This is a genomic window from Actinotignum sp. usb-actsch-rep-73, from assembly GCF_059082735.1.
The window spans coordinates 18740-37392 of the sequence record NZ_JBHNPV010000073.1; the positions used below are offsets into that span (position 1 = coordinate 18740).

16 protein-coding genes are annotated in these 18653 nt (G+C 56.2%); 11 read left to right on the forward strand and 5 right to left on the reverse strand.

Annotation, left to right across the window (positions count from 1 at the left end):
* The first annotated feature begins 80 nt into the window (after positions 1-80).
* The 3 genes from hflX to AC5RE1_RS05895 all read left to right on the forward strand — a co-directional run bounded on the left by hflX (position 81) and on the right by AC5RE1_RS05895 (position 4674).
* On the forward strand, positions 81-1619 hold the full coding sequence (gene hflX / locus AC5RE1_RS05885) for a GTPase HflX (protein ID WP_006681703.1): 1539 nt from the start codon (positions 81-83) through the stop codon (positions 1617-1619).
* Positions 1616-3577: an ATP-dependent DNA helicase gene (locus AC5RE1_RS05890; RefSeq protein ID WP_179370496.1), complete on the forward strand. Its 1962-nt coding sequence runs from the start codon at positions 1616-1618 to the stop codon at positions 3575-3577. Before hflX ends, AC5RE1_RS05890 begins: the two co-directional genes overlap by 4 nt.
* 107 nt (positions 3578-3684) lie before the next feature.
* Positions 3685-4674, forward strand: a complete 990-nt coding sequence (locus AC5RE1_RS05895; RefSeq protein WP_179370495.1) for an L-lactate dehydrogenase — start codon at positions 3685-3687, stop codon at positions 4672-4674.
* 101 nt (positions 4675-4775) lie between these two features.
* Here the strand turns inward: AC5RE1_RS05895 and lexA are convergent, their stop codons facing one another.
* Positions 4776-5474: a transcriptional repressor LexA gene (gene lexA, locus AC5RE1_RS05900; RefSeq protein ID WP_179370494.1), complete on the reverse strand. Its 699-nt coding sequence runs from the start codon at positions 5472-5474 to the stop codon at positions 4776-4778.
* A gap of 189 nt (positions 5475-5663) precedes the next feature.
* Between lexA and AC5RE1_RS05905 the strand changes: the two genes are divergently transcribed.
* Both AC5RE1_RS05905 and nrdR read left to right on the forward strand, forming a co-directional pair.
* On the forward strand, positions 5664-6134 hold the full coding sequence (locus tag AC5RE1_RS05905) for a LysM peptidoglycan-binding domain-containing protein (protein WP_006681699.1): 471 nt from the start codon (positions 5664-5666) through the stop codon (positions 6132-6134).
* Between the two features lie 70 nt (positions 6135-6204).
* The gene (gene nrdR / locus AC5RE1_RS05910) at positions 6205-6750 is read left to right on the forward strand and encodes a transcriptional regulator NrdR (protein ID WP_006681698.1); all 546 of its coding nucleotides are present in this window, start codon (positions 6205-6207) and stop codon (positions 6748-6750) included.
* Between the two features lie 27 nt (positions 6751-6777).
* On the opposite strand, the gene AC5RE1_RS05915 is transcribed toward nrdR, so the two are convergent.
* The 3 genes from AC5RE1_RS05915 to AC5RE1_RS05925 all read right to left on the reverse strand — a co-directional run bounded on the left by AC5RE1_RS05915 (position 6778) and on the right by AC5RE1_RS05925 (position 12107).
* Entirely contained in the window at positions 6778-8499 is a 1722-nt protein-coding gene (locus AC5RE1_RS05915; protein ID WP_006681697.1) for an AMP-binding protein, read from the reverse strand.
* 81 nt (positions 8500-8580) lie between these two features.
* The gene (gene serA, locus AC5RE1_RS05920; RefSeq protein WP_040318683.1) at positions 8581-9786 is read right to left on the reverse strand and encodes a phosphoglycerate dehydrogenase; all 1206 of its coding nucleotides are present in this window, start codon (positions 9784-9786) and stop codon (positions 8581-8583) included.
* A 65-nt stretch (positions 9787-9851) separates the two neighbouring features.
* Positions 9852-12107: a UvrD-helicase domain-containing protein gene (locus tag AC5RE1_RS05925; protein WP_179370493.1), complete on the reverse strand. Its 2256-nt coding sequence runs from the start codon at positions 12105-12107 to the stop codon at positions 9852-9854.
* Positions 12108-12365: 258 nt separating this feature from the next.
* Here AC5RE1_RS05925 and AC5RE1_RS05930 point away from each other — a divergent pair, with 258 nt between their 5' ends.
* Positions 12366-13526, forward strand: a complete 1161-nt coding sequence (locus AC5RE1_RS05930; RefSeq protein ID WP_285067866.1) for a PAC2 family protein — start codon at positions 12366-12368, stop codon at positions 13524-13526.
* 38 nt (positions 13527-13564) lie between these two features.
* Here the strand turns inward: AC5RE1_RS05930 and AC5RE1_RS05935 are convergent, their stop codons facing one another.
* Positions 13565-14392, reverse strand: coding sequence for a fused MFS/spermidine synthase (locus tag AC5RE1_RS05935; RefSeq protein WP_179370492.1), 828 nt, complete (start codon positions 14390-14392; stop codon positions 13565-13567).
* Positions 14393-14454: 62 nt separating this feature from the next.
* Here AC5RE1_RS05935 and dinB point away from each other — a divergent pair, with 62 nt between their 5' ends.
* The 5 genes from dinB (at position 14455) to ftsL (ending at position 18645) form a co-directional block, all read left to right on the forward strand.
* On the forward strand, positions 14455-15705 hold the full coding sequence (gene dinB / locus AC5RE1_RS05940) for a DNA polymerase IV (RefSeq protein WP_179370491.1): 1251 nt from the start codon (positions 14455-14457) through the stop codon (positions 15703-15705).
* Positions 15706-15740: 35 nt separating this feature from the next.
* Complete coding sequence (locus AC5RE1_RS05945; protein ID WP_179370490.1) at positions 15741-16139, forward strand: DUF3040 domain-containing protein; 399 nt, start codon at positions 15741-15743, stop codon at positions 16137-16139.
* A gap of 582 nt (positions 16140-16721) precedes the next feature.
* Complete coding sequence (mraZ, locus tag AC5RE1_RS05950; protein WP_006681690.1) at positions 16722-17153, forward strand: division/cell wall cluster transcriptional repressor MraZ; 432 nt, start codon at positions 16722-16724, stop codon at positions 17151-17153.
* Positions 17154-17272: 119 nt separating this feature from the next.
* Positions 17273-18253, forward strand: coding sequence for a 16S rRNA (cytosine(1402)-N(4))-methyltransferase RsmH (gene rsmH / locus AC5RE1_RS05955; protein WP_179370489.1), 981 nt, complete (start codon positions 17273-17275; stop codon positions 18251-18253).
* Complete coding sequence (ftsL, locus tag AC5RE1_RS05960) at positions 18250-18645, forward strand: cell division protein FtsL (protein WP_006681688.1); 396 nt, start codon at positions 18250-18252, stop codon at positions 18643-18645. Before rsmH ends, ftsL begins: the two co-directional genes overlap by 4 nt.
* Positions 18646-18653: the final 8 nt, after the last annotated feature.

Genomic DNA, 18653 nt, shown 5'->3' on the forward strand with positions numbered 1-18653 from the left:
ACGCACTGAGAGGGGCGTAGGTCGCACGCCGACCGAATAGGTGCCACACTTAGAGGGCAGACATACGCGGAAGGAACTGAATGGACAATCCCGGATTCTCGGCTGACGACGAATTGGCACAACAGCGCGCGAATGACGTTGTTGCACGCATTCTGGCGCGTCGAGGCACGGCGCTGGAATCCACCGCCGGTCAAGATCACTCCGCAGATGCTGGCGACCTTGAACGAGAGGCACGTGCCGGTACCCGTCGTATCCAGGGTTATGCCAACGATCGTGAGGAAATCTCCGAAGTCGAATACCGCCAGGTTCGCCTCGAAAAGGTTGTCCTTGTCGGTCTGCGGACGACGCAGACCGAAGAAGAAGTCGAGACTTCGCTACGTGAGCTTGCTGCGCTCGCGCAAACCGCCGGATCTCAGGTCCTCGATGCGGTCGTGCAAAAACGGGTGAAGCCGGATCCTGCCACCTATCTGGGGTCAGGTAAAGCGAAAGAGCTCGCGGGGATCGTGCGCGCCGTTGAAGCCGATACCGTCATTGTTGATGAGGAATTGGCCCCTTCCCAGCGACGCGGACTGGAAGATGTTGTCGACGCAAAGGTCGTTGATCGCACCGCTCTCATCCTCGACATTTTCGCTCAGCACGCGAAGTCGCGTGAAGGTAAGGCGCAGGTCGAGTTGGCTCAGCTCGAATACTTGCTTCCCCGTCTTCGCGGCTGGGGCGATTCGATGTCCCGCCAGGCGGGTGGTCGAGTTGCGGGTGGTGCGGGTATCGGTTCACGAGGTCCGGGCGAAACGAAGATCGAATTGGATCGTCGTCGCATTCGCACGCGCATGGCGAAGCTCCGCGAAGAAATACGAAAGATGGAGCCTGCCCGGCGCACTCAGCGTTTATCGCGTCGTCGCGGAGCTGTCCCTTCCGTCGCTATTGTTGGCTACACGAATGCTGGTAAGTCCACTCTGCTCAACCAACTGACGGGCGCAGGGGTCCTGGTTGAAGACGCTCTGTTCGCCACCCTTGATCCGACGGTGCGTCGGACTCAGACAGCGGATGGTCGCGAATACACGCTGTCAGACACGGTTGGTTTTGTTCGGAATCTTCCCACCCAGCTGGTTGAAGCATTCCGCTCTACCTTGGAAGAAGCGGGCGAAGCCGACCTGCTCGTTCACGTTGTGGATGCCGCGCACCCCGATCCGGTGGGACAAGTTGAGGCTGTCCACCAGGTGTTGGGTGAAATTGAGGGGGCTCTCGGTATCCCCGAAATTATCGTGCTGAACAAAGCCGATCTTGCATCTGCAGAGCAGTTAGCACTGCTTCGCACCTACTTCCCGTCGTCGGTAGCAGTATCCGGATACACGGGCTTTGGAGTCGATGAACTTCGCCATCGCATTGAAGAAGCTCTACCCAGGCCTCGTATTCAGATTGACTGCGTGATCCCATATTCGCGTGGCGACCTGGTCCATCAGATCCACGAGGATGGCGAAGTCGATCACGAAGAATATGTTGCCGAAGGAACGCGCATTCGAGCTCGAGTTGATGAGCACCTTGCAGCGCTCATCCGTGACGTGGCGCTACCGGTCGCTACCGAAGGTGCCCCCTATACTCGCCAGGACAGTGGCGAATGAGTGAGGAAGTAGGACCGGGAAACTCCGAAGCCAGCAAGGCCATCGAGGTTCTTGATGCGGTGATCGAATCAATGGGTGGCACGCAACGTGATGGCCAGCGACGAATGGTCACCGATATCAGCGAGGCCCTGAATTCTGACGGTCATATTTTGATCCAGGCGGGCACCGGTACGGGTAAGTCGATTGGCTACCTCGCGCCACTTCTCAGTCACTGCGTTGCAACTGGCGAGCGCGGCCTCGTCACCACCGCGACTTTGGCACTCCAGAGGCAGATTCTGACGAAAGACGCGCCTGCGGTCCAAGACGCAGTTGCGAAAGTGACGGGTATTCGTCCCACTGTCGCTGTGCAAAAGGGCTGGTCAAACTATCTGTGTTTGAACCGTGTCAACGGTGGGTATCCGGACGAGGGCACACTGTTCGACCCGGCACATGCCCCGTCGGCACACTCGTCGACTTCCGCGCTTGGCAAAGAGGTTCTGCGTCTTCGTCAATGGGCGAAGGAAACCGATACTGGTGATCGTGATGATCTGGTCCCCGGTGTTGATGACCGAGCGTGGAGGCATGTCAGCGTCGCCAAACGTGAGTGTTTAGGCAAGACCTGCCCCTACGTTGATGACTGTTTCGCCCAGCAGGCGCGGGAGGCAGCCGGAGAGGCTGACCTGGTGGTCACGAACCATTCTCTATTTGGCATCCATTGCACGTCGCCGAACGATCTGTTTGAAGACATTGGTCCAGTCGTTGTCGACGAAGCCCACGAACTTGCTGAGAGAGTACGAAGCCAGGCGACGATGACGCTATCGCAGGCCATGATTCATCGCGTATCACGCAGGCTTCGAACCAACGCGAAGCTTGAAACTGATGCTCTTGATATGGCTACAGTCGATTTTGTTGCCGCTCTGACCCCGTGCGGGGAGGGGCTGATGGGCTCTCGTCCTCAGGCGCTTGTCGGCGCATTAGCGCTGCTCGATAATGTCTCACGCGAACTCGGAACTCAGCTACAGGCGTCATCTGCTGATCAAGCAGACAAGATACTTGCGCGCGGGTCCCTGGACGAATTGCGGGACTTTATCGCCGGATGGAGTGAGGACCCGGCATCGATGGCGACTTTTGTGACGAAAGATGACGCGGGGAATATGTCGCTGAATCTAGCGCCCCTTGACGTTGCGCTTCCCGTTGGGTCCAAAGGGTTCTCAGGTAGGCCGGCAATCTTGACCTCAGCGACTCTGACGTTGGGTGGTTCTTTCGACCAGATGGCACGCGATTGTGGATTCATGGTGTCGAAGCAGCCGTGGACGTCGCGCGATGTGGGCACCCCTTTCGATCCGGCGCGCCAGGGGATTCTCTATATTGCTTCCGGCTTGCCAGATCCTGGGCCGGGTGGGTTGTCTGACGCTGCTACGGATGAATTGGTGGCCCTTGCCCAGGCGTCCGATGGGGGAATGTTGGCGCTGTTCAGTTCGTGGAAGGCAGCGAATCAGGGGTACGAGGCTCTGAAGGATCGGACAGAACTCACCGTGTATCGCCAGGGAGATGAAACCTTGAGCGTGCTGGTTGACCGATTCCGTAGGGAGCGCGATGCGTGTTTGGTTGGCACCTTGTCGTTGTGGCAGGGTGTTGATGTTGTGGGCGACTCGTGTCGACTGGTCGTCATCGACCGCATTCCATTCCCGCACCCCGATAATCCGGTGACGAAGGCTCTGTCCCAGGATGCCGATGCGCGTGGTATTGGAGGGTTTTGGGGTGTTTCTCTTCCTCATGCCGCGCTTCTGATGGCGCAGGGGGCTGGGCGTCTGATTCGATCGGCGTCGGACAGGGGAGTGGTGGCGATCCTTGATCGTCGTGTGGACACGAAGTCCTATGGTGGATACCTGCTGAATTCGTTGCCGAGAATGTGGGTCACACGCGATCAGGAGGTCGTGAAAGGGGCCCTAAGTCGCTTGTCCAAGGTTAATTGTTAACAATATCCTGAAATTGGGTGACGTAGTTACCTTGAAGCAATGCGAAATCGAGATAATGTGATTCAAGTTTGAGACTATGAGACTACTCAACGAGGAAGGAAGGCATCGTGCCTGGACGTGTGAATAGCTTGTATCCCCCGAAGTCATCGGGTCGTCCGTCAAAGATCGCTGTCGTGGGGGCTGGGGCCGTTGGCACGGCAGTCGCCTACGCGTGCGCAATGCGCGGTGATGCTCGAACAATCGTTCTTCAGGACATTAACAAGGCCAAGGTTGAAGCCGAAGCTCTCGACATGGCACACGGTATTCAATTCACTCCGTGTGGCAGTGTTGAAGGCTCAGACGATGTTGAAATCGTCCGTGGGTCTGACCTTGTGATTGTGACCGCTGGTGCCAAGCAGAGGCCGGGGCAGTCGCGCCTTGAACTTGCTGGTTCAACTGTTGAACTGATGAAGAAGATTGTTCCGAACCTTCAAAACGTTGCGCCAGACGCAATCTTCATGTTCATCACGAATCCCGTGGATGTTGTTACCTATGTGGCGCTGAAGCTGACCGGTCTACCACGCAATCAGGTATTTGGATCTGGCACTGTGCTTGATACGTCGCGTCTGCGCTACCTGGTGTCGCGTGAAACCGGCGTGGCTACCCAGAATATTCACGCCTACATTGCTGGTGAACATGGTGACTCAGAAGTTGCACTGTGGTCCTCCGCTGAGATTGGTAATGTTCCCCTTGAGCACTGGGGGCCAACCTTGGAGGGTAAACCGTTCGATATTGGATTGCGTAAACGCATTGCTCAGGATGTTGTTGAGTCTGCCTACAAGATCATTGAAGGCAAGGGTGCGACAAACTACGCAATTGGTCTTGCCGCATCGAATATTGCGAGTGCCGTCCTGAGAGACGAAAATCGTGTTCTTACCGTCTCTAGCCTGCTGGAGGACTGGGAAGGCATCTCGGATGTCTGCATGGCTGCGCCGACAATCGTTGGTCGTTCGGGTGCGGGCAGGGTCCTGAATCCGCCGTTGACGCTGAATGAGCGCGATGGTCTGACTGCCTCTGCGACGCGCCTGCGTCAGGTGGCAAGGGACTTGGGCTTCTAAGTTCTGTATCTGTCCAGTGTGGGGAGTGCCCGTTGGGTGCTCCCCACACGTGTGTGCTGTGCGAGCAGGGGTACGAGGCCGGGGCTACGCCCCGGAAGCGACTATGCCAAGGAACGCAGGACGGTGACCACCTTGCCCAAAATGGTGGCTTCATCGCCTGGGATGGGGGCGTAGGATTCGTTGCATGGCAGGAGCCACATATGGCCGTCTGTCTTTGAGAACACCTTGACCGTAGCTTCGCCGTCGATCATGGCGGCAACGATTTCTCCCTGGGATGCGTTCGATTGGGAACGAACAACGACGAAGTCGCCGTCCAGAATGCCGGCGTCCACCATGGACTCTCCGCTGACCTCCAGCATGAACATTTGCCCGTGGCCGGTAAGTCGAGTGGGTAGCTCGAAAACATCTTCCACGTACTGCTCTGCTGTGATCGGAGCGCCCGCGGCAATACGGCCAACCAGGGGGATTGACGAACTGTCTTCGTCAACGTGTCCGGCTGGCAGGTCAATGGTGACCACGTTCGTGACTGTTTGAGGTGCCGGAGTAGTTGGCGCGTCCACGCCGAGCTCCTGTTTCGCTGTTACGGAGAGTTCAAGGGCGCGCGGTAAGCCGGGGACTCGTTGGAGGTAGCCGGCGCGTTCCAGTGCGTCCAAGTGGTACTTCACGGTTGATGGGGAAGCAAGGTGTGCGCGTTGGGCAATCTCTCTGACAGAGGGAGGAAAACCGTGCGCGCTGACCTCTTCGTGAATGACAAGAAGGATCTCTCGCTGGCGACTAGTCAGCGTTGCTTTGTCTGTCATGAGGTTCTCCGTGAGGTTGCGTGCAATTCGGTTTCTACATGGTTGCTGATGCACTTGTTAGGTCAGATTATCTGATTCTGACGCGAAAATGAAACATTTGTTCGAATAAGTCTCGACTTTTGTTTGAAGACCTGTTATCGTACAAGTGTTCGACGAACATATGTTCGATACGTTGTGAAGGAGATCCTCATGAATGCATGTGCCGGTGCTACTCTTGCCCACGACGCTCATCCACACCTGCACCTTGTTCAGGGGATGGCTGATGGCGCCGATGTGGTCTCGATTGAGTCTGCTCCTTCCGCTCGTCGGCGCAAGGGCGTTCTTCGTCAAGATGATCCTGCAACGCGTCGTCGTCCGGCTTGTCGCCACCAATCGGTCGTGGTTCAATCGACCATGTCGATCGGACATGTCGTTCGTGGCGTGTGTGCGACGCTCGCTCTCAGCGTTGTTGCGGGCCTGGCTGGATTCGCCCTGGCTCCCGATGTCTATTCAGGTCCGACCATTGAACATGCTGTGACCGGTGGGGAATCGGTCTGGTCGCTGGCTCAAGGCGTTGATACCGATCGCAACCTGGAAGATGTTGTGACAGATATTCAGCGTTTGAATGGCATCGAAGGTGGCTTGCAGGTGGGGCAGAAGGTTATCCTTCCGCTGAACTAACACTCAGGTCACCCCCACCTCATGCGCGTTTCTTTTTCGTCTTTCTTATTTGCCGTGTAGCGTTAAAGGCGTGCATTGCCCTTTCTGTCATAACCCAGATTCACGAGTCGTCGATACCCGCATCGCAGATGATGGTGCCTCGATTCGTCGTCGTCGCGCGTGCACATCATGTAAGAGGCGTTTCACCACGCTTGAAACATCCTCGTTCCAAGTCGTGAAGCGCGCCGGTGTCGTCGAGCCTTTCTCGCGCAACAAGGTTGTTTCCGGTGTGAAGAAAGCATGCCAAGGGCGCCCCGTTTCTGACGACGATCTCGCAATCCTGGCGCAACAGGTTGAAGAACAACTCCGCTTAACCGGAGTTTCAAACGTCTCTTCCGATGAAGTTGGAAAAGCGATTCTTCCCTTCCTCCGTGACCTCGACGAAATCGCCTACCTTCGTTTTGCTTCCGTCTATCGAGCCTTTAATACCCTCGAAGACTTCGAAGAAGCCATCCGCATCCTGCGTGAGCGTAATAAAGACAATGCCTCCGCATCCACTTCGGGCTCACACTCTTCATCCAAGACGAAGAAGGCGCTATCGAACCGAGAGATTCTGGATTCTCTACTCGACTCGTGATTAAACGTTTCGGCGTCACCGTGACAGCTAGTCGTTCTTTCGATTCGTAAACTGGCGAATTTTAGTTGTCGCAGAGTCGGCGACCTCCATTACCTGTTCGCGAACACGCTTACGCATGACCTTTCCAAGCTGGGAGCGAGGAAGCTCCGTCATCACCACGAGCTGGCGTGGTAGGGCATAGTGAGCAATAGACTTTTCGGCCCACTGGCGAACATCAGCAAGAGTGATCGAAGCGCCGGCTTCAAGGACAATTGCTGCGACGACATCTTCGCCGGTCGAGCCGGCAGGAATACCGATAACCGCTACGTCGCGAACTCCTGGCATAGAGCGAACAGCGTTCTCAACCTGGCTGGGGTACACGTTAAAACCAGAGGCGTTAATCATTTCCTTACGACGATCGGCCATGTAGATGAAGCCGTCGCGCACCTGGACAAGGTCGCCCGTACGAAGCCAGCCCTCTTCGGTGAAGATCTCAGCTGTTTCCTCCGGCTGCTCCCAGTATCCGGAGAACACCTGGGGGCCTCGTGCAATGAGTTCGCCAATTTCACCGTCTTCGACATCCTTCGTCGGATTATCTTGGTCGACAATGCGGATTTGCGTGGACGGATAGGGAACGCCAAGAGCGCCCGGGCGACGGTTCTTTGCTAGAGGGGAACCTAGGAGGATCGGTGAGGCTTCGGTCATGCCATAGCCTTCAATCATCAACCCGCCAGTCTTTTCTTCCCAGCGTGATGCCAAATCAGCAGACAGTGGCATAGCGCCCGAAAGTGAGAACGTCATCGACGTCAGATCGACATCCATGGTGGCTGCCGTAGTCAGCAAACGTTCGTACATTGGTGGAACACCAAGGAAGAACGTACAGGGAAGACGCTTCTGGCTGGTCAGAATCATGGTTGTGTCGAATTTCGGAAATAGCGCAATTGTGGCACCCAAACGCAAGCCCGACAACAAGCCAATGGTGAAGCCAAACGCATGGAACAGGGGAAGAACGCAGTAGAACACTTCAGCGTTCTCGTGCAGGATCGGCACCCATGCGATCGACTGGGCAATGTTCGCCATCAAATTACGGTGTGTAATGCAGGCAGCCTTCGGAACACCTGTCGTACCGCCCGTATGAATCAGTAGCGCCGGATCGTCAGGACTCGCAGGGCAAGAAGTGGTCCAGCGTGGAGCTTGATCTACAGCCTGGTCCCACGAACGAGCCCATGATGGGGGACGCGTCGACAAAGCGTCACGCTTCGTGCGAGCAGACTTGATCGGAAGCTTCAAAAGCAACTGGCTCGGACCGGGAAGAGCCTTCGTCAGGTTGACAGCAAAAACCGTGGTCGCACGATCAAGGAACGTCAGCTTCGACAGGGTCTTTTCCCATGCAATGACAACGCGTGCGCCGTGGCGGTTAAACTCCTCGTGAATTTCGTGGTCAGGAGCCAAAGGATTGTGCTCAACCACGATTGCGCCAAGGTGCATCGTCGCAAGAATTGCAACAACGTGCTGAGGACAGTTTGGCATCGCTAGGGCAACTCGATCCCCCTGGCGAACTCCTGCATTGGCCAGCACAGTTGCTGCCCTGCGTACGCGCGTCATCAGTTGCGCGTACGTGGTTGGGCGCGAGAAGAAGTCCAGAGCAATCTGATGCGGATAACGTTTCGCTACCTCTTCAACCATCGCAGGAATGGTCTGATCCGGCACCTCAATAGTTTCAGGGACGCCGGGGGCGTATTGGGCTCGAAGCTGGTCAGTAAGAGTCACGTTGTCCTCCGATTCTTTACTACCTACGATACCGTAGGTTAGTTGGGACCAGGCCGAGAAAAGACCACATAAGCGTTTTTCCTACAGGGTCGTCGTAATCAGACGAATAGTGTCCTTCATCGAGCGAATCTTCTCGATCGCATCGATCGGAAGTTCGGAAGAAATGTCGGTCAGCACATAGCCGGTTGATCCTGCAGTTCCCAGAATCTGACCACCAACATTCGCGCCCATCTCGGCAAAGGTGTGGTTGATATTCGCCAGAACACCGGGAGTGTTCTTGTGGATCAGACGAATCCTGTAGCGAGACTCTTGCGAAGCATTCAAGCTGAGGTTCGGCAGGTTGATCGACATGTCGGTTGAGCCGGTGTCCTGGTAGTCACTGATTTTCCCCGCGACGAAACGACCAATATCGTACTGAGCCTCTTCCGTTGAACCACCGATGTGTGGAGTAAGAATAACGTTATCCAGCTTGATCAAAGGTGAATCAAAAGGATCGCCATTCTTCTTCGGTTCTTGGGGAAACACGTCAACGGCAGCGCCGGCCAAGTGACCCGACACCAGCGCATCATGCAGGGCATCAATGTCGACGATAAAACCTCGCGACAAATTGATGAACAGCGCACCGGGCTTCATCATCGCGAACTCACGAGCGCCAAACAGATTGGAATTTGTTTCCTGACCATCAACGTGGATCGACACGATATCCGCTTCGCGCAATACGGATTCCATCGTCGGCATCTGGGTGGCGTTGCCCAGAGACAGGCGCTCGGCCATATCGTAGAAGATAACGTTCAAGCCCATTGCTTCAGCAAGCACGGACAGCTGAGTGCCGATATTGCCGTAGCCAATAATGCCAAGCGTGTGACCGCGAACCTCGTGTGCACCATCAGCGCTCTTGTCCCAAATGCCACGGTGGAGGCGAGAATTCTTCACGGTGACGCGACGCGACAGGTCAATGATTTCGCCGATTGCCAGTTCCACAACGGAACGCGTATTCGAATACGGAGCATTAAAGACCGAGATGCCCAGCTCGGTGGCTGCTTCCAGGTCGATCTGGTTCGTCCCAATGCAGAAAGCGCCAATCGCTTTGATCTGCGGGTTGGCTTCGAGAACGCGTCGCGTCACTTGGGTCTTCGAGCGAAGACCCAAGTACTCCACGCCCTCGAGGGCTTTAATCAGCTCATCTTCGTCCAAGGCACCCGCGTGGCGAGACACATCAATCTCGTTCTTTGCGAAAACCTCGTCAGCAACCTTATGGGGATTCTCAAGCAACAGTGCGCGTGTCATGCCACCATAGTGCCAGAAAAACACCAAGCGATTGCACAAGTGTTCGTGCTACGGATAGAACCGTCTTACCACTGATCCATTCCCCTGGGAAGATCGCTCGAAGTGATAGCAACCAAATCATGCGTCGCACGAGTCAAGGCGACGAACAGGTCACCAACACCTTCAGCAAAGATCTCGCCGGGCTCAACCACGATAACGGTGTCGAACTCAAGCCCCTTGGAACTCGAGGCACTGAGCAAAGCAATCCGCGAATCAAGTGCGCTCTCACCTGTGGAATCGGCATGCCATGCGTGGCCTCGTGAATCTGAAACCAGAATCGCGACCCTGCCGCTTCCTTCACCCGAAGTGGCATCAAGTCGCTCACACGCCTGCGATGCCGCCTGAATTGCTGCCGCCCACGCCGGCGAATCCTCGCGTGCGACCAGATCCGTATCCGCTTCAACAGTCACGACGCGGTAGCAGTCCTCAACGTCGCGGACCGCGCTCATCGGGTGAATGACAGGCTTACCTGCGCGTGCCATCACGGCCTCAGCGATGGCGGTCAATGTCGCCGGAGTACGGTAGGACACCGTCAGAACAAATTCATCGCTGTAGGCTCTGCTTGCCGGCCCCAAGGCTTCAACCCACGTCTTCGGACGCTTCGATCCGCGTCGCTGATCCAAATCACCAACAATCGTGAACGACCGCGACGGACAACGACGCAACAAACTACGCCACGCCATCGGGGAGAGATCCTGAGCTTCGTCAACGACAATATGGCCGTATGCCCACTTGCGATCGTTGGCTGCCTGCTCAGCAAGGGGAGTCCACATTCGCTGAGACAATGTGGACTCGGCAAGCTGCTCAGCATTCACGATGCCTCCGCCAAGCCCCTGGCCTTCGATCGCAGCTCGTGCGCGTTCAATTGCAGCACTTTCTGATTCTGAGGATTCGATGCGCGATGTGGGCATCGGTCCAAGCAATTCTTCGAGCTCGTCTAACAGGGGAATATCGGCATCGGTCCACTCAGCACTATGACGCTCAACGAGTGGCAACAGGCGGGGTGAAACGGGGCGGCCTGCTCGATCGTTAATATGCGCCAACAGTTGGGGACGCGCATAGAGGCGACGAAGAAGAGTCTTGGCGGACGTTGGCATCCACGCAAGATTGATCGCGCGACGCGCATCAATGGAGTCGCGGATTTCGCTGATCCACTCTGTTTTATCCTCGTTGGAATCAAGCACTCCACCGGCCGACGAGGCGTCGGAGGCTAGGCGCTCTGCCAGAACCTCCATCAGCTCCAGAGCAAAACCTTCGCGCGCCTGATTGTGAGTGCGACGCGTATGCCGTGCATGGCGGATCGCTTTCGACACGTCATCCGGCGTCAGTGTCACCGTGCGACTCCACACCTGCAACGTGGTCGGTGCCGATAATTCGCGTGGCAACATTTTGACCGCTTGCTTCAGTAGCTGCGCCCAGCCAATATGACCTTTCGCTTGGGCAACGCCCAGTGGCTCCGTTCCACGTGCGTCTACGCCGGGCAACAGGTCGCCCATGGTCGTCGAAACGACGCCAGTTTCACCCAGTGAGGGAAGTACCTGTTCGATGTATCGCAAGAAAATGCGCGACGGCCCGACCAAAAGAACACCGGAACGCTCTAAGCGCTCACGTTCGGCATACAGCAGGTAGGCAATGCGGTGCAGGGCGACGGCTGTTTTACCGGTTCCCGGACCGCCTTGGACGACGATCGCGCCGTCGCGAGGAGCGCGAATGATTGCATCCTGTTCGGACTGAATTGTCGCGACAATATCACCCATGCGACCGTCGCGAGCCTTATCAAGGGCGCTCATCAACGCGCCTTCGCCTTGAAGATCCATACCTTCGGCTCGCGACGAATCCAGCAGTTCATCCTCAAGCGCGACGACGGTGCGCCCGTGAGTTGTAATGTGGCGCCTTCGCACGACACCCTTTGGGTCGACGGCAGTTGCTTGATAGAAGGGCATCGCTACGGGAGCTCGCCAGTCGATCAGGAGGTGCTCGCCGTCGGCGGTCGATAGGGCAACGCGACCAATGTGGTGGTGGTCGCCGTCAGCCATGTCGAGGCGACCGAATACAAGGCGGTCTTCAACGGCCTCGAGGCGTGCTGCCATATCACCAAGGTGAGCCGAGAGTGCCTCGCGTTCTGTCCAGGCCTGAGGATTTCCTGCGCCGTGGATTGCGTGCGTTCGCGCCTGCTGGTCACGGTACTTTTTTCGAAGCTCATCCACCCTTGCATACGCGGCGTCGACATGGCGTTGCTCCGGTATGGACGCCGGCGAAGCAGAAGTCGATGAGTCAGTCATGCGCGTACTTTCGAGGAATGGACAAGATAGCGACCATCTATTGTGCCTGAAAAACTGCGACCAGGTGCAACTGTCCGCGATCTGCGACGCAGGGGAGATAGATTCACGAGGCCGACTATTCGCCCAAGGCGAATATCAGTGGGCCCGTCGGGCGCTCCGGCCTGTTTCCGAGTAGCGTTGATAGTACGAATTGTTCGTCGAGTTGAATTGACGAGCATGGCATTGGACAGAACAGAAATGAAAGGGCATGTGAACGTAATGAAACCGAATGATGCCCTTCTTTTCGAGCGAGGGCCGGCCAGTGAAACTCATTCGCGCATCCTAGTGATGCACTTCTACGGAAGCATGGATGCTGGCGGAGCCGGTCGTATGGCAGTTGCTGAAATGCTTCGCGCCCTGCCGAACGAACGTGTTGCGACTTTTGATTCCGATCAGTTCTTGGACTACCGCTCTCATCGTCCGATCATGACGGTCCGTGATTGGGTCAGCGAAGAAATGGTGACTCATGAAATCGCAATCGACAGAGTTCGCGATGACTTGGGGAACCCGATTTTGCTTCTGCACGGTCCTGAACCGGATGCAAAGTGGGAGGCATTTGCGCGCATTGTTGCTGACTTTGTGAAGGAAGCTGGTGTTGAGATCAGCGTGTCCTTCCATGGCATTCCTTCGAGTGTTCCACATACTCGTGCAACCCCGGTTCACGTGCAGGCCACGGATGCTTCTTTGATTCCGCCTCAGCCGAAGATGGCGGGGTCACTGCAGTTCCCTGCACCGGCAAGTTCCTTCGTTCAGCGTCGTCTTGCTGAACGCGGTGTGAATGGTATTGCTCTTCTTGCTGCGGTTCCGTTCTACATGGCAGAGTCTGGGTACCCGGCGGGCTCCTCTGCGCTGTTATCCAGCCTGTCTGATTTTGCTGATCTGTCGTTGCCGGTTGGTAACTTGGAGTTAGGAGCAGCTCAGGATCAGGGCACGATTGAGCAATTGATCGAAGCAAATCCAGAGATCATGGCGACTATTACGTCCCTTGAAGAGCATTATGACGCGTGGAGTCCTGGCGAATCTTCCTTTTCCTTGAACTCTTTTGGTACTCAGACTCCGCTGGGTCATACTCCTCAACAGGACAAGGACATTGGTGATGTCATTGAGCGCTACTTGGCGAACTTGTCGCAGAGTGAAACAGTATCTGACGATCAGTCGAGCGTCGACGACCAGAGCGTAGAAATGGCGGAAGAAGATCCCCTGACCGCGGCGCTCAAGCGTGTTCACCTGCGTGCAACAGATCCAGAGGCCGTTCGTGCCATGACTCCTCGTCACCGTGCCGATAGCGGGGATGACGCATCGCTGCATGTCGAAGAGCACACCACGGATGAAACCGATCCAAACGAAGAGGCGGATAGCGGAGAAACAGGCGCCATCTGAATTAGGCCTTTGCTCCACGTTTGAGTGTCTTTTCGGCTTCAGCTCGCGCCAGTTTCCTTATATCCGATGTCGGCGTCGCGCAGTGCGGGTGTGCCTGCACGCCACTTCGTCAGATTCGCACCGTGCGTCACCCGAGCGGGTAGAGGAAGGCGCCTCAGTGCGCGGTCAAGGTCTTCAACCGGATAGTCAGCTCCGACATACCCGATGACGATAATGTTGCCACGCCTACCGCTTCGCCCCACCTTCGGATCCTGGATGCTCATCACCTGGCCGAAAACCTCGGAAATAGCGGCAATCTCAGCGCGAGCATCACTGTCGCCACCGTGAGCGCTGTTGAGGATATAGAGTCCGCCGTCCTTCAACTTTTCCCGCGCAATCTTCGCGCACTCGAGAGTCGCAAGATGCGCTGGAACCTGGCCGTTAGCGAAGGTGTCGCGCACGATGACGTTGAATGTGGAATCGCGGAACGAGCTCATCACTTCCCGCCCGTCTCCAATACGTATCGATAGTGCCGGAGATTTCGGCAGATCAAACACACGTCGCGCCAAATCGGGAAGATCCGGATCGATCTCGACAGCGGTCTGCTTCGACTTCGGACGAAGGTAAGACCAGGCGAGTGGCAGAGTACATCCCGCGCCACCAAGGTGGAGCGCGCGGACTGGGGCGGCCTCGTCAATCACGCAATCGAGAGCGCACGTCGCATGCTGCATGTACTCAAACTCGAGGCTGGTCGGATCGTCCACATTCGTGCACGATGACTCGATACCGTTCAAATACAGCGTCGCAAGCGCACCATCCCAACGGATCTCAACCCTCCCAGAGGGGATCTCAAAGAATTCGCTTCCGCGCGCAGTTTTTCGCCTCACGCGTCACACTGTAGTCAGTGAACGAAAGCAGAGTCGACCGCGCTCGCACTGAAGGAGGAGCAATGTCGAACGCTCCCCGCGACGGGCGTGCCCGAAAGTTCTGGGGTGACGACGATTCCCAGACTCCCATCCTGCACGTCGACATGGACTCGTTTTTCGCCCAAGTAGAGATCGCGGAAAATCCAGATTTACGAGGCCGACCAATCATCGTCGGGCATCTCGGCGGACGAGGGGTCGTCACCAGCGCCACGTACGAGGTCCGCGCTCGCGGTGTGCGAGCCGGAATGCCGAGTGCTCGCGCACATGCGCTGTGCCCGGAAGCGACTTTTGTGTTCTCTGGTAGGGGCGTGTATTCCGAATACTCACACAAAGTGATGGCGATCCTGTCGGAAATCACTCCCGTCTTACAGCAAGTGAGTATTGATGAGGCATTCCTTGATGTGTCAGGGTCGCGTCGGCGCCTCGGGTCACCAACCGAGATTGGACATCTGATTCGATCCCGCATCCATGCCGAAGTTGGTTTACCCGCATCGGTTGGAATCGCAGCCACAAAGTCGGTGGCAAAAATTGCCTCGTCAAATGCAAAACCTGACGGGCTACTGCTGATTCCTCGCGATCAAACGGTCCCATTCCTGCACGGGCTCCCCGTTGGAGCACTCTGGGGAGTGGGCGGAAAAACGGGGGAGAGGCTTGCTCTCGCCGGCGTTGACACAATCGGTGATCTCGCGAACCTGGACATGACGTTCCTGACGCGACTTGTAGGCCTTGCAAGCGCGCGCCACCTGCACAATCTTGCCTGGGGCATCGACCCGCGTCCCGTTCGCGGTGGTCGCGAAGTAAAGTCCATGAGTACCGAACGAACGTTTGAGTCTGATATTCACGATAGGAGTGAGCTGGAGGCCTTCCTGCTACAGGCGTCTCACGAATGTGCGGCGCGTTTGCGCAGAGCCGACATGGTCGCATGGGGGATCGGGCTGAAACTGAGGGACGCCTCGTTCCACACGATCGCTCGATCCGTGAAGCTACATGCTCCGACAGATGTGGGACGACAAATCTACGCGGCTGCAAGCGAGCTCTTCGCAAAAGAGATGATGCCGGCATCTGGGATTCGTTTGGCGGGCGTGAAGGTTGAAGTCCTTCAACCGCGATCGGCTGGCGTTGTGATAGCTCTTGACGATGATGGGAAACCGTTGGCTTCGGAGCGAGCAATGGACCAGATTCAGGGGAAATTTGGCAGGGATGCTCTACGGCCAGCAACTTTGTTACCGCAGGTCAGCGGGCATGAATCGCAATCTTCGCCCCCAACCCGTTAGACTCGTCACTAACGGATAGCGGAAAAGGATGCGTCGTGGCTCTATCTGACTATGAAAAACAAGTACTAGAAGAGATGGAACAGGAGTTCCGTCGTGGCGAGCCACGTCTTGCCCGTCAAATGGAGCAGGAAGAAGAAGCTCCAGCTTTGCGGCTTTCAATCCGACGCATCGCTCTTGGAGTTTTCGTTTTTATCGCAGGTCTGAGTGTTCTGGTTGGCGCAGTTTCCCTTGGATACTCAGGTATTTCCATCGTGATGGGCGTGATCGGTTTTGCCATCATGGTTGGTGGCGTCTGGTATGCGATCTCTTCGCCCGAAAAGAAAGCCGCTCCGCTTACACCTGAAGAACAGCGACGAAACCTCGGTTCGTGGTCGCGTTTTATCGAGGACCAAGAACAGCGGTGGGAAGAACGAAAGCGTCGTCGCGATTTTTAAAGAGATCGTCTTCCACCTCGCCTCGAAAACATAAAGAAAAGCCCATGCCCTACGGTCATGGGCTTTTCTGTTGTGTCATCTCTTCGTGTCTTGTAGATGTCGGTGCCTGGCTGAGTCTTTTCTGTTCCCGGGTGCACTTGGTGCGACGGATGTGGGTCTCAAAGCTTGGATTTGTCGCGTTGGGTGTAGTTGGTGCCGTGTGTGGGTTGGTTTTTTGTTCCCGACTGCACTTGGTGCGACGGATGTGGGTCTAAAAGTTCGGTTTTGTCGCGTTGGGTGCGGTGGGTGACGTGGTGGTGCGATTGGGGATGAGGGTCCTGCCTTTTCTAGTCGAGGGGCTTGTGATGTGGCAGGCCTCGTCCTCTCAATCTCAGATGCAGGAGTAGCGGGCAGAGACGGTCTCGCGCAGGAACAATCGGCTAGAACTAAAAATGTGCCCCACTTTTCACCACTAGATATTTTCTCGCAGAAAATCAGACTTTTTAAGAAGAGAAAGTGTTCGAAGCTGCGTCTAAATGGTACTAAAAGTAATAGGTGTGGGGTAAAGTGGTGGAAGTGGGAACCAAGGAAAGGTGGTGAGACATGTTCACTGGTACGTTCGAGCCGAAACTCGACGACAAGGGACGTGTTTTTCTGCCTGCAAAAATCCGTGAAGACATGGGTGAGCAACTTGTTCTCACAAAGGGACAGGACCGTTGCATTTACGTCTACCCGGTTGAAACCTTCAATGAGCGCGCGCAGTCGATCATTTCTGCGCCGACCTCGTCGAAGCAGGTTCGAAACTGGCGACGCGTTTTTATGGCGAGTGCGTTCCAAGAAGCTCCAGATCGACAGGGGCGTATATCCCTCCCTGCAGAACTGCGTAGCTACGCCGGACTCGGCCGTCAGCTCACCGTCATCGGTGTAGGTGATCACGCTGAAATCTGGAATTCCGAAGCGTGGGAGGAAGTCCTCACCGTCGAAGACGACGCGTTCTCGGATACGAACGAAGAAATCTTCCCAGGAATGTTCTAGTTCGTCCCTTTTGGTCTCCACCCGAGGCCCCGACTTCACTTCCCCGATGTCGGAGATCGGTGGGGGACCAAGAGGGATGAAAAGCACTCACATCATCTGCAGGAAAGGGGGGGGGCGACATGGAGCTCACCAAGCAAACGTCCGAGCGTCATATTCCCGTCCTCCTGGACGAATGCCTGGGCATGATGTCTCCTGCCCTCACTGACGATGGTGCTGTTCTCGTTGATTGCACCCTGGGAATGGGAGGCCACTCCGAAGCTGCCCTCAAGCGATTCCCGAACATTCACCTGATCGGTATCGATCGTGATCCTCAAGCAATTTCGCTTGCTTCCGAGCGTCTTGCGCCGTTCGCAGATCGTTTCACCGCGGTTCACACGACCTACGACCACGTCGACGAGGTCGTTGCGACATACGCTCCGGCAGGAAAAGCTGATGCGATCCTGATGGACCTAGGGGTTTCCAGCTTTCAGCTCGACGAAGCGGAACGTGGTTTCTCCTACTCTGCTGACGCTCCGCTCGATATGCGAATGGATCCGACTAGGGGGCAGAGCGCTGCCGAACTTCTGGTCAGTGCAACTGCTCAAGAGATCGCACAGATCTTGCGCGTATACGGTGAAGAACGCTTTGCCTCTCGAATTGCGCGTCGCATCGTGGAAACGCGTGAAACGCAACCTCTGACCCGCACGGGGCAGCTTGCTGACATCGTTCGCGCATCCATTCCTGCTGCTGCGCGTCGTAGAGGCGGAAACCCTTCGAAGCGCACTTTCCAAGCCCTTCGCATCGCAGTGAACGACGAACTCAATATTCTCGAACGTGCTTTGCCTGCGTGCTTTGCCAGCCTGCGCATCGGTGGCCGTTTGGTTGTTGAGTCCTACCAGTCGCTTGAAGACCGCATCGTCAAGGACCTGTTCCGACGTGCGTCTACGGTGGATGTTCCCCAAGGTCTTCCAGTTATTCCAGATTCGATGGCACCGAGCGTCGAACTCCTCACTCGCAAAGTGCACCAAGCTGATGAAGCCGAACGCGCACATAACCCTCGATCCGCATCTGTGCGTCTGCGTGGCGCCCAGCTTGTTCGTGAATGGAAGGAACTCTCATGAGCAGTGCTGCAGCTTCCCGGCGCCCGGTTTCCCGTCCGGAACGTCACGAGTTTGAACTAAGAAGGGAGTTCCGAGTTGTCGAGGGGAGCAAGCCCACCCGCTCGCTTCTGATGTTGGGAATCGTCTCTATCGTCGTGATCATTGCGACGGTTCTTGCTTCGATGGTTCTTCACACTCGCATGGCTCAAACGGCGTTCGAAATCCGTACTCAGCAGATTGAGCTGAATGAGCTTGAAGCTCAGGCGTGGTCGATGCAAGCCCAAATTGAAAAGGCAGCATCGGCTTCCGAACTTGAGAAAGCTGCCACCGCTCAGGGAATGGTGAAAGGTGGTCGGACTGGCTTCATTAATCTTGGAGCTGGCACTATTGAAGGCGGAACGGCCGGACACTGACAGGAGAT

Bases quoted from the DNA above. Each gene is read 5' to 3' on its own strand.
- hflX (WP_006681703.1), top strand. From the start codon at position 81: ATGGACAATCCCGGATTCTCGGCTGACGACGAATTGGCACAACAGCGC.
- AC5RE1_RS05890 (WP_179370496.1), top strand. From the start codon at position 1,616: ATGAGTGAGGAAGTAGGACCGGGAAACTCCGAAGCCAGCAAGGCCATC.
- lexA (WP_179370494.1), bottom strand. From the start codon at position 5,474: ATGACAGACAAAGCAACGCTGACTAGTCGCCAGCGAGAGATCCTTCTT.
- AC5RE1_RS05905 (WP_006681699.1), top strand. From the start codon at position 5,664: ATGAATGCATGTGCCGGTGCTACTCTTGCCCACGACGCTCATCCACAC.
- serA (WP_040318683.1), bottom strand. From the start codon at position 9,786: ATGACACGCGCACTGTTGCTTGAGAATCCCCATAAGGTTGCTGACGAG.
- AC5RE1_RS05925 (WP_179370493.1), bottom strand. From the start codon at position 12,107: ATGACTGACTCATCGACTTCTGCTTCGCCGGCGTCCATACCGGAGCAA.
- AC5RE1_RS05930 (WP_285067866.1), top strand. From the start codon at position 12,366: ATGAAACCGAATGATGCCCTTCTTTTCGAGCGAGGGCCGGCCAGTGAA.
- dinB (WP_179370491.1), top strand. From the start codon at position 14,455: ATGTCGAACGCTCCCCGCGACGGGCGTGCCCGAAAGTTCTGGGGTGAC.
- mraZ (WP_006681690.1), top strand. From the start codon at position 16,722: ATGTTCACTGGTACGTTCGAGCCGAAACTCGACGACAAGGGACGTGTT.
- rsmH (WP_179370489.1), top strand. From the start codon at position 17,273: ATGGAGCTCACCAAGCAAACGTCCGAGCGTCATATTCCCGTCCTCCTG.
- ftsL (WP_006681688.1), top strand. From the start codon at position 18,250: ATGAGCAGTGCTGCAGCTTCCCGGCGCCCGGTTTCCCGTCCGGAACGT.